This is a genomic window from Sphingomonas sp. Leaf25, from assembly GCF_001421635.1.
Taxonomy (GTDB): domain Bacteria; phylum Pseudomonadota; class Alphaproteobacteria; order Sphingomonadales; family Sphingomonadaceae; genus Sphingomonas.
The window spans coordinates 340,387-350,552 of the sequence record NZ_LMKU01000033.1 but is presented as its reverse complement, the minus strand read 5'-3'; the positions used below and the strand labels follow the sequence as shown (position 1 = coordinate 350,552).

At 67.5% G+C, this 10,166-nt stretch carries 12 protein-coding genes; 8 read left to right on the top strand and 4 right to left on the bottom strand.

Going from position 1 to position 10,166, the window contains the following annotated elements; genetic code table 11:
• Positions 1-136: 136 nt before the first annotated feature.
• From lgt to ASE78_RS16580, 5 genes are all read left to right on the top strand, one after another.
• Positions 137-1,036 (top strand): prolipoprotein diacylglyceryl transferase, encoded by a 900-nt coding sequence (gene lgt, locus ASE78_RS16600; protein ID WP_414887057.1) that lies wholly within the window; start codon positions 137-139, stop codon positions 1,034-1,036.
• Entirely contained in the window at positions 1,033-2,085 is a 1,053-nt protein-coding gene (locus ASE78_RS16595; protein WP_056498606.1) for a class I SAM-dependent methyltransferase, read from the top strand. Before lgt ends, ASE78_RS16595 begins: the two co-directional genes overlap by 4 nt.
• Positions 2,082-2,591: a GNAT family N-acetyltransferase gene (locus tag ASE78_RS16590; protein ID WP_056498604.1), complete on the top strand. Its 510-nt coding sequence runs from the start codon at positions 2,082-2,084 to the stop codon at positions 2,589-2,591. The genes ASE78_RS16595 and ASE78_RS16590 overlap by 4 nt, the downstream gene beginning before the upstream one ends.
• Positions 2,588-3,355 (top strand): peptidoglycan editing factor PgeF, encoded by a 768-nt coding sequence (gene pgeF / locus ASE78_RS16585; protein WP_056498602.1) that lies wholly within the window; start codon positions 2,588-2,590, stop codon positions 3,353-3,355. Before ASE78_RS16590 ends, pgeF begins: the two co-directional genes overlap by 4 nt.
• Positions 3,356-3,530: 175 nt before the next feature.
• Positions 3,531-4,850 (top strand): cystathionine gamma-synthase family protein, encoded by a 1,320-nt coding sequence (locus ASE78_RS16580; protein ID WP_056498600.1) that lies wholly within the window; start codon positions 3,531-3,533, stop codon positions 4,848-4,850.
• Here the strand turns inward: ASE78_RS16580 and ASE78_RS19695 are convergent.
• The 4 genes from ASE78_RS19695 to ASE78_RS18830 form a co-directional block, all read right to left on the bottom strand.
• Positions 4,847-5,026 carry a transposase gene (locus tag ASE78_RS19695; RefSeq protein WP_235515122.1) on the bottom strand — a complete coding sequence of 60 codons (180 nt, stop codon included), beginning with the start codon at positions 5,024-5,026 and terminating at the stop codon, positions 4,847-4,849. The two genes, ASE78_RS16580 and ASE78_RS19695, sit on opposite strands and share 4 nt — an antisense overlap.
• Positions 5,023-5,214, bottom strand: a complete 192-nt coding sequence (locus tag ASE78_RS19690) for a transposase (protein WP_235515144.1) — start codon at positions 5,212-5,214, stop codon at positions 5,023-5,025. The genes ASE78_RS19695 and ASE78_RS19690 overlap by 4 nt, the downstream gene beginning before the upstream one ends.
• A complete protein-coding gene (locus ASE78_RS19685) occupies positions 5,193-5,579 on the bottom strand; it encodes a transposase (RefSeq protein ID WP_235515143.1) in 387 nt (128 codons plus the stop codon). The genes ASE78_RS19690 and ASE78_RS19685 overlap by 22 nt, the downstream gene beginning before the upstream one ends.
• Positions 5,580-5,676: 97 nt before the next feature.
• Positions 5,677-5,943, bottom strand: coding sequence for a hypothetical protein (locus ASE78_RS18830; protein WP_156351538.1), 267 nt, complete (start codon positions 5,941-5,943; stop codon positions 5,677-5,679).
• Between the two features lie 275 nt (positions 5,944-6,218).
• Between ASE78_RS18830 and tgt the strand changes: the two genes are divergently transcribed.
• From tgt to ASE78_RS16555, 3 genes are all read left to right on the top strand, one after another.
• On the top strand, positions 6,219-7,352 hold the full coding sequence (gene tgt / locus ASE78_RS16565; protein WP_056498596.1) for a tRNA guanosine(34) transglycosylase Tgt: 1,134 nt from the start codon (positions 6,219-6,221) through the stop codon (positions 7,350-7,352).
• 26 nt (positions 7,353-7,378) lie between these two features.
• Complete coding sequence (locus ASE78_RS16560) at positions 7,379-7,579, top strand: hypothetical protein (RefSeq protein WP_056498594.1); 201 nt, start codon at positions 7,379-7,381, stop codon at positions 7,577-7,579.
• Positions 7,580-7,686: 107 nt separating this feature from the next.
• A partial coding sequence (locus ASE78_RS16555; RefSeq protein WP_235515120.1) for a M16 family metallopeptidase occupies positions 7,687-10,166 on the top strand: 2,480 nt, incomplete at its 3' end.

The following is a 10,166-nucleotide window of genomic DNA, read 5'->3' as shown; positions in this document are numbered from 1 at the left end:
AAGCTTGGGGTTGGGCGGCACCGACATGACCCCGGCCCTATCAGATCGTCCGGCGACCGGGGAGGGGTGAGTAACAATGGTTTCCTCCCGCATCCAACCCCGATACTACGCCTGCGACACAGCCGGAGCCTGCCCCTTGATCCTATCCACCCTCGCCGCCGCCACCGGCGACATCGGCATGGCCGCGGGCCATATTCGCTATGCCGACCTCGGCATCGGTCCGGTCGCGCTCGACCTCGGCTTCTTCCAGCTCAAATGGTATTCGCTGGCCTATATCGCCGGCATCCTCGTCGGCTGGTGGTATCTGCTCAAGCTGCTCGACCAGCCCGGCGCGCCGATGGCACGGCGGCATGCCGACGATTTCGTGTTCTACGCGACGCTCGGCATCATCCTCGGCGGGCGGCTGGGCTATGCGATCTTCTACGCGCCCGAGATGTTTCTCGATCCCGTCAAGATCCTGCGGCTGTGGGACGGCGGCATGTCGTTCCATGGCGGGGTCATCGGCACGATGATCGGCATCATCCTACTGGCGCGCAAGCACGGCCTCAACTGGCTGCGCGTGCATGATTACGTCGCCTGCTGCACGCCGTTCGGGCTGTTCTTCGGCCGGCTCGCCAATTTCGTGAACGGGGAGTTGTGGGGCCGGCCGAGCGACGTGCCATGGGCGATCGTGTTCCCGCGCACCGTGGCGGGCGGCCTCGATCCGGCGCGCCATCCCAGCCAGCTCTACGAAGCGGGGCTGGAGGGCATCGTGCTGTTCGCGGTGCTGTGGTTCCTGTTTTGGAAGACCGACGCGCGCTATCAGCCGGGCAAGCTCGTCGGCACGTTCCTGCTCGGCTATGGCCTGTCGCGCTTCTTCGTCGAATTCTGGCGCGAACCCGACGCCCAGCTTACCGAATTCGCGCAGACGACCGGCCTGCACATGGGCCAGTGGCTGACGCTGCCGATGCTGGCGGGCGGCATCTACCTGATCGCCACCGCCAAGCGCCGCCGCGTCCGCGTCGAGCCGATCGCGGGGACGGAGAGCGTCGCTTGAGCGAGACTGAAGGCGCGCTGCCCGATCGGCTGGCACGGGCGATCACGCTGGCCGGGCCGATCAGCCTCGCCCAGTTCATGGGCGCGGCCAATGCGCATTATTATGCGACGCGCGATCCGCTGGGCACGAACGGCGATTTCACCACCGCGCCCGAAATCAGCCAGATGTTCGGCGAGCTGATCGGCCTGTCGCTCGCCGACCAATGGGATCGCGCGGGTCGTCCGGCGGCGCGCTATGTCGAGCTGGGGCCGGGGCGCGGCACCCTCGCCGCCGATGCGCTGCGCGCGATGGCGGCGGCGGGGTGCACGCCCCCCGTCCAGTTCGTTGAGACATCGCCGACGTTGCGCGCCGAACAGGCGAAACGGGTGCCGCACGCCGAATGGGCGTTCGATCTGGTCGGGGTGGCCGACGACGGCGCGCTGCTGGTCGTCGCCAATGAATTCTTCGACGCGCTGCCGATCCGGCAACTGGTCAAAACGCCCGAGGGGTGGCGCGAGCGGCTGGTGGCGTGTCAGGATACGTTGTTCCTGCCGATCGTCGGCGCGCGCGGCTTCGACCCGATCATCCCGCCGCACCTGCGCGACGCCCCCATCGGATCGGTGCTCGAAACCGCCCCCGCCGCCGTCGCCATTATGCGCCAGTTGGCCAAGCGGATCGTCGCCCAGGGCGGCTGCGCGATCGTGATCGACTATGGTTATAGCGGCCCGGCGATCGGCGACACGTTGCAGGCGGTGCGCGGCCACGGCTTCGTCAACCCCTATGACGATCCCGGCGAGCAGGACCTGACCGCGCATGTCGATTTCGCGACGCTGGCCGAAGCCGCGCGGGCCGAGGACGCCGTCGCCTATGGTCCGGTCGAACAGGGCGCGTTGCTGAGTGCGCTCGGCATCGACGCACGGGTGCAGGCGCTTTCCGCGAAATCGCCCGAACGCGCCGATGGCTTGCGCGCCGACCGCGACCGGCTGGTCGACGGCGAGCAGATGGGCAGTCTGTTCAAGGCGATCGCGATCACCTCGCCCGGCTGGCCGGTTCCGGCGGGGTTCGCATGACGCCGGTGCTGCGCGCAGCGACGATCGAGGATGCCGCCCGGCTGGCGACGATCGGCCGCGACACCTTCGTCGAGACGTTCGGCGATCTCTATCGCCCGGACGACCTTGCCGCCTTCCTGACCTGCCACACGCCCGAAAGCTGGGCGGGCGAGCTCGCCGATCCGCGCTTCCATGTCCTGCTGGCGATGGCCGGCGAGGACACGGCCGGCTATGCCAAGCTTGGTCCGCGCTCGCTGCCGTTCGAGCCGCAGGGCGTGCCGATCGAACTGCGCCAATTCTATATCCGCCGCGAATGGCACGGCAGCGGCCTTGCCGCGCGGATGATGGAAGCGGTGCTGGCAACCGCGCGGGCGACCGGTGCCGACGAACTCTATCTCTCGGTCTTCGTCGACAACCACCGCGCCCGGCGCTTCTACGAACGCTATGGCTTCGTTCGGGTCGGGAACTATGCCTTCATGGTCGGCACCCATGCCGATGAGGATCATGTGATGCGGCTAGTGCTATGAACGATGTCGAGGTGATCCGCGCCCGGATGCTGGGCGGGGTAGCGCATGGCTTCCTCGGCCGGCGGGGCGGCGTGTCGCAGGGGCTGGTATCGGGGCTGAACGTGGGGCTGGGGTCGGCCGACGATCCGGCAGCGGTGGCGGCGAACCGCGCGCGGGCGGTCGACGCCGTGCTGCCCGGCGCGGCGCTGTGCGGGCTGTACCAGACCCATTCCGCCTCGGTCGTCCGCGTGCTGACCGCCTATGGCGACGACCGGCGACCCGAAGGCGACGCGCTCGTCACCGACCGGCCGGACATCCTGCTCGGCATCGTCACCGCCGATTGCGCGCCGGTGCTGTTCGCCGATGTCGAGGCGGGCATCGTCGGCGCGGCGCATGCCGGGTGGAAGGGCGCGCTGAACGGCATCACCGACGCGACGATCGCGCAGATGGTGACGCTGGGCGCGCGGCCCGACCGCATCGTCGCCGCGATCGGCCCGTGCATCGCGCGGGCGAGCTACGAGGTCGACCTCGCCTTCGCCGAACGCTTCTGCGCCACCGATCCCGCCAACGAACGCTTCTTCGCCGAGAACCGGCCGGGCCACGCCCGCTTCGACCTCGAAGCCTATGTCGCGCACCGGCTGGCGATGGCGGGCGTGCGCCGGGTCGAGGCGATGGGACTCGACACCTATGGCGACCCCGACCGCTTCTTCAGCTTCCGCCGCGCGACGCATCGCGGCGAGCCGGATTACGGGCGGCAATTGTCGGTGATCGGGCTTTCCGCCTGAACCGTCATTCCGGCGAAGGCCGGAATCCATTGTGTCGGGCGGCGGCGATCGGTCGCTATCGTCTCCCCATCCATGGATTCCGGCTTCCGCCGGGATGACGGATCGATCAGGCGGCCCGATTTGGTTTCCAACGAAACTACCGCTAGGCTCGCGTAAAAATACGGAGAGACTCGAAATGACCGACGAAACCGAAGCCGACCTGACCGGCGTACCGCCGCGCCGTCGTCCGAAGCCGACGGTCGACACGATCGGTGGCCGTCGCCTCAAACCCGCGACGCTGATGATGGGCCATGGCTATGATCCGGTACTGTCCGAAGGGTCGCTCAAACCGCCGATCTTCGCGACCTCGACCTATGTCTTTCCGAGTGCGGCGGCGGGCAAGCGCCATTTCGAGGGCGTAACCGGCAAGCGGCCCGGCGGGGCCGAGGGCCTCGTCTATTCGCGCTTCAACGGCCCCAATCAGGAAATCCTCGAAGACCGGCTGGGTGTGTGGGAAGCGGCCGAGGACGCCCTGGTCTTTTCCAGCGGCATGTCGGCGATCGCCACGCTGTTCCTGTCGATGGTCCAGCCGGGCGACACGATCATCCATTCGGGGCCGCTCTATGCCGCGACCGAAACGCTGATCGGTCGCGTGCTGGGCCGCTTCGGCGTCCGGTATCTCGACTTCCCCGCTGGCGCGACGCAGGACGAGATCGAAGCGGTGCTGCGCAAGGCCGACGGCCGCGTGCCGTTGATCTACCTCGAAAGCCCGGCCAACCCCACCAACGCGCTGGTCGATATTGAAGCAGTGGCCGCCGCCCGCGACGCGGTGTTCGGCGATCACGCCGCCGACACGCCGATCGCGATCGACAATACCTTCCTCGGGCCGCTGTGGCAGCAGCCGCTCCGCCACGGTGCCGATCTGGTCGTCTATTCGCTCACCAAATATGCCGGCGGCCACAGCGATCTGGTGGCGGGTGGCGTGCTCGGCTCCAAGGAGCACATCAACACCATCCGCTCGATGCGCAACACCATCGGCACGATCTGCGACCCCAATACCGCATGGATGCTGCTGCGCAGCCTCGAAACGCTGGAACTGCGCATGAGCCGCGCGGGCGAGAATGCGGAAAAGGTCTGCGCCTTCCTGCGCGATCACCCGAAGGTCGAACGGGTCGGCTATCTCGGCTTCCTCAAGGACGCCCAAGGCATGGAACGACAGGCCGACATCTACGCGCGTCACTGCACCGGCGGCGGATCGACCTTCTCGCTGTATCTCAAGGGCGGCGAGCGGGAGGCGTTCGCCTTCCTCGACGCGCTGACCATCGCCAAGCTGGCGGTCAGTCTGGGCGGCACCGAAACGCTGGCGAGCCATCCCGCCGGCATGACCCACCTGTCGGTGCCCGACGCACGCAAGGCGGCGCTGGGCATCACCGACAATCTGGTCCGCATCTCGATCGGCGTCGAGGATGCCGATGACCTGATCGCCGATTTCGAACAGGCGCTCGACGCGGTTTAGTCGGTGTGGACAAATTTGAGCCAGTATCTGGCGGTCGCGAGGTGGACCATGCCGAGGAAGCTGCTGGCGAGTTGGTCATAACGGGTGGCAATGGCGCGGTTAATCTTGAGGTGGCCGAACATGCGCTCGATGCGATTGCGCTGCTTGTAGAGCGTCCGGTCATGCTCGATCTTCACCCGGCGGTTTGAGCGACCGGGAAAACGGGCTTGATATTCTGTTTGGCAAGGTCGGCACGGATGGCGTCGGCATCGTACCCCTTGTCGGCCAGCAGCGCATCTGGTGTGCGCTCCGGAAGGACGATCAGGGCGTCATACGCCTTGCGGTCTGCCGCCTCGCCGCCTGTCAGGTGGAAGGCGAGCGGCAGCCCGAGGGCATCAGCCAGGCAGTGAAGTTTACTGGTGAACCCGCCCCGCGAGCGGCCAAGAGCGCGTCGATGAGCCCCCCTTTTCCGCCCGCTGCCGAGACGTGGGCGCGAACGGTGCTGCTGTCGATGCTGTAGTGGCCAGTCTCCGCCATGATCTCGGCCAACGTCACCGCCACGATCTCCCAGACCCCTGCCTCGCTCCACCGCCGGAACCGGCGATAGATGGTGTTCCAGCTCCCGTATTTTGGCGGTACATCGCGCCACGGCGCACCGCACCGAAGCCGCCAGAGTATGCCGTTGATGATCGAACGGTTCTGTTCGGGAGGTCTGCCCCAACCCCGGTTCTTGCGCTCGATCGGCAGCAAATCCTTCAGAATGGGCCACTCTGCCTCGGTAAGATCGCCCCGGCTCAAGCCTGCCTCCAAAAGGCAGCGTTGAATCAATCCTCTTTTGCTGGGTCAATCATCTTCGAGCTACGTGGTTCGCTCGTCCCCAGCAAAAAGCTCCCAACGCGACCGGGATGCCGAAGAACAGCGCATATACCAACCAATATTCAGCCACCATCGCTGGCAGCGTGGACGGCTCGAGCAGCGGAAGGAACAGCGGAAACAGCATGATGGGAGGCGTCAGCCAGAGCGCCACTGCCGCCCTTTTCCAGAGCTTGGCCGTTGTCGGCGGTGTTACGAACCAGCGCCATGCCCTTCGGATCAGGTTCTGCGATCCCACCATACGAGGATCATACACATCAACGCCTACCGGCAAACATCATTGTGTAGGAATTTGTCCACGCTGCCTAGGGTGCGTCATGGATTGGGGGTGACGCTCAACCTCCCCCGATCCCCTCGATCACCTTTCCGGTTTCACCACAATCGGCGCGCTCGCCGTCGTCGATCGTGCCGGCGGCGGCGTCACCGGGATTGATCGGTTCGGCTATCGACTCTGTCCTTTTGGCGGCGCGACAATGGTCGACAGACGGCCAAGGCTCCGGCATGACGGCTCGCCTTATGGCCCCGCGTTTCGCTTTCACCGTCACCGCCACCTCGGGCCGCGCCCGCACCGGCACCATCGCCATGCAGCGCGGGGACATCCGCACGCCCGCGTTCATGCCGGTCGGCACCGCCGCCACCGTCAAGGCGGTGAAGCCGCAGGACGTGCGCGCGAGCGGGGCCGACATCCTGCTCGGCAACACTTATCACCTGATGCTGCGCCCCAGCGCCGAGCGGGTCGCGCGACTGGGTGGCCTTCACGCCTTCATGGGCTGGGACCGGCCGATCCTGACCGACAGCGGCGGCTATCAGGTGATGAGCCTGTCCGAACTGACCAAACGCTCGGAAGACGGCGTCGAGTTCAAGAGCCATCTGGACGGCACCCGCCACCTGATGAGTCCCGAGCGATCGATGGAGATCCAGCGGCTGCTCGGCTCCGACATCGTCATGGCGTTCGACGAACTGGTCCCGACGACCTCTACGCGCGAGGTACAGGCGAAGGCGATGGAACGCTCGATGCGTTGGGCGCGCCGCAGCCGTGCCGGCTTCGATTCGAGCGAGGACCATGCCGCCCGCGCCGCCCTGTTCGGCATTCAGCAGGGCGCGCTCGACGAAGGCTTGCGGAAAGCTTCGGCCGATGCGCTGATCGACATCGGCTTCGACGGTTATGCGGTCGGCGGCCTTGCGGTCGGCGAGGGGCAGGAAGCGATGTTCGGCGTGCTCGACTATGCGCCGGGCCAGTTGCCGGTCGACAAGCCCCGCTATCTGATGGGCGTGGGCAAGCCCGATGACATCGTCGGCGCGGTCGAGCGCGGTATCGACATGTTCGACTGCGTGCTCCCCACCCGCTCGGGCCGCACCGGGCAGGCGTTCACACGCCAGGGGCCGATCAACATCCGCAACGCCAAATTCGCGGAAGATACGGGACCGCTTGATCCGGCCTGTGCCTGCCCCACCTGCGGCAATTTCAGCCGTGCCTATCTTCATCATCTGGTGCGCGCGGGTGAGATTCTCGGCGCGATGCTGATGACCGAGCACAATCTGTATTTCTATCAGGCGCTGATGGCCGATCTGCGCGTCGCGATCGCGAACGACACACTGGCCGCCTTCGCCACCGATTTCCGGGCACGCTACGCCGCACAGAAGCGTTGAGCCCCAAACCAGAGGGAGAGGACCCCATGACCGACAAGCCCGAACTGAACGAGATCGCCGCCGCCGCGCGCGATGCCAAGCGTGCCGCCGATGCCACCGCCGGTGCCAAGACCCCGGCCCGCCCGTCGCACTGGCCGCTGGTGCCGATCGGTGTCGGGCTCGGCATCGGATCGGCGGCGCTGGCGGCAGCGCTGCTCTATGCCAATGCAGGGCGCAAGAAAGGCTGAGGGAACACCCCTCCCCGCCGGTGGTGGCGGGGAGGCATAGTCGTTGACACCTCCCCACGCCGCGCGCCACACCCCGGGGCATCGTTTCCGCCCGGAGAACTGCCCCCATGCGTCTCGGCCTCGCGCTGCTGCTTTCGACCGCCTGTCTTGTCCCCGCCCATGCGCGGCAGGCCCCGGCCCCCGCAGCGGCGAGCGCCACCGTGCCGCCGATCGCCTATACCGAACGTACGCTGGCCAACGGGCTGCGCGTCTATGCCATCCGCGACACGTCCAGCGCGAACGTGTCAGTCCAGGTCTGGTATGACGTCGGATCGAAGGACGATCCCGCCGGGCGATCTGGTTTTGCGCATATGTTCGAACATCTTATGTTCAAGGCGACGCGCAATCTTGTTCCCGAGCAGCTCGACCGGCTGACCGAGGATGTCGGGGGGTACAACAACGCCTCGACCGCCGATGACTATACCAATTATTTCGAGGTGGTGCCGGCCAACCACCTGCAACGGCTGTTGTTCGCCGAGGCCGACCGGATGGCGACGCTGGTCGTCGATCCCAAGACCTTCGCATCGGAACGCGAGGTCGTGAAGGAGGAATTGCGCAGCCGCATCCTCGCCCAGCCGTACGGCAAGCTGTTCGGCCTATATTACCCGATGCTGTCGTACAGCCGGCACCCCTATGCGCGGCCGGGCATCGGGTCGATCGCCGATCTGGATGCGGCGACGATCGACGACATTCGCGCGTTCCACGCGACCTATTACCGGCCCGACAATGCGGTGCTGGTGGTCGCGGGCAATTTCGATCCCGCGCAACTGGACCGCTGGGTCGACCAGTATTTCGCGCCCATCACCAAACCCGCCCGCCCGATCCCGCGCGTGACCGTGGCCGAGCCGGTGCGCGAGCGGGCCGTCAGCAGGACGGTCTATGAAGCCAATACGCCGCTCCCCGCCGTCCTCATCAGCTATCCGATCCCGCCCGCCAGTCACCCCGATCAGGCGGCGCTGGCGGTGCTGACCACCATCCTGTCGGGCGGCGACAATTCGCGGCTGCACCAGAGCCTCGTCTACCGCGACCAGATCGCGCAGGACGTCGGCGTCTTTGCCGAGGACAAGCAGGGACCGGGCACGCTGGCACTCTATGCCATCCTCGCGGGTGGCAAGAAGGTCGAGGACGGCGAGGCGGCGCTGCGCCGCGAGATCGCCAAGCTCGTCGCCACGCCCCCCAGCGCCGCCGAGTTGAGCGAGGCGAAGAACGAGATCACCACCGCCGCGCTGCTCGAACGCGAGACGGCGGAGGGCAAGGCATCGGCGCTGGCGCAGGGCGTGATCGTCGAGCGTGATCCGCAGGCGGCGGACAAGTCGCTAGCCGCCATCGCCCGCGTCACCCCGGCCGATGTCCAGCGCGTCGCCCGCACGTGGCTGGCCGACAACCGGTCGGCGGCGATCCGTTATCTGCCCGACAGCGCCAGGCCGGCGACCGCGACCAGCGATACGATCGCCATCGCCGACACCGTCGTCACCGCGCCGCTGGCCGTGCCCGCCGGCATCGCCATCCACACCCCCGCGCCCGAGGGCCAGCGCGTCCAGCCGCCCGCCCCCGCCGCGCCGGTCGCGGTCGCCATTCCGGTGCCGGTCGAACGGCGGCTGGCCAACGGCCTGCGGGTCGTGGTGGTCGAGAAGCGCGGACTGCCGATCGTCACCGCCGCACTGGTGGCGCAAGGGGGGTCATCGAGTGACGGCGATACCAGGGCCGGCACCGCCGAACTCGCCGCCGGACTGCTGACGCAGGGCACGACCACCCGGTCGGCGACCGAGATCGCTCGCGCGGTCGAATCGCTCGGCGGCAGTATTTCGAGCGGTGCCGGATGGGATTCGCAGAGCGTGACGCTGACCGTCGGGTCGGCGCAGGCCGCCCCCGCGCTCGGCATCCTTGCCGATGTCGCGCGCAACCCGGCGTTCGCGCAAGCCGAGATCGACCGGCTGCGCACCCGCACGATCGACGGGGTCAGCGTCGCGCTGACCGATCCGGGGCAATTGTCCAGCCTGATCGCCGACCGCGTCACCTTCGCCTCGGGCTATGGCCATCCCGCCAGCGGCACGCCCGCGACGCTGAAGGCGATCACCCGTGCCGACGTGACCGCCGCCTATCGCGCGACATGGACCCCGGCGCAGACCACGCTGGTGCTGGTCGGCGACCTGACCGCCGATCAGGGTGCCACGCTGGCGCAGCAATTGTTCGGCGACTGGCGCGCCGCGCCCGGCACCACCACGCCGCCCGCGCCGCAAGCGGCTCCGCCCGCCCCGCGGGTGATCGTGGTCGACATGCCCGATGCCGGACAGGCGGGCGTCGTCGTCTCGCGGCCAGGGATCGCGCGCAGCGACGCCGCCTATTTCCCCGCCGCCGTCGCCAATGCGACGCTGGGCGTGGGTTTCTCGTCGCGGCTCAACCAGGAAATCCGCATCAAGCGCGGCCTTGCCTATGGTGCCCGCTCCGAACTCGACGCGCGCAAGCTGGGCGGGGCGGTGAGTGCCGCCACGCAGACCAAGAACCCGTCGGCCCCCGACGTGGTGAAGATCATCACCGACGAGATGCA

Coding starts and splice junctions, on each gene's coding strand:
- ASE78_RS16590 (WP_056498604.1), top strand. CDS start 2,082: ATGACGCCGGTGCTGCGCGCAGCGACGATCGAGGATGCCGCCCGGCTG.
- pgeF (WP_056498602.1), top strand. CDS start 2,588: ATGAACGATGTCGAGGTGATCCGCGCCCGGATGCTGGGCGGGGTAGCG.
- ASE78_RS16580 (WP_056498600.1), top strand. CDS start 3,531: ATGACCGACGAAACCGAAGCCGACCTGACCGGCGTACCGCCGCGCCGT.
- ASE78_RS18830 (WP_156351538.1), bottom strand. CDS start 5,943: ATGGTGGGATCGCAGAACCTGATCCGAAGGGCATGGCGCTGGTTCGTA.
- tgt (WP_056498596.1), top strand. CDS start 6,219: ATGGCCCCGCGTTTCGCTTTCACCGTCACCGCCACCTCGGGCCGCGCC.
- ASE78_RS16560 (WP_056498594.1), top strand. CDS start 7,379: ATGACCGACAAGCCCGAACTGAACGAGATCGCCGCCGCCGCGCGCGAT.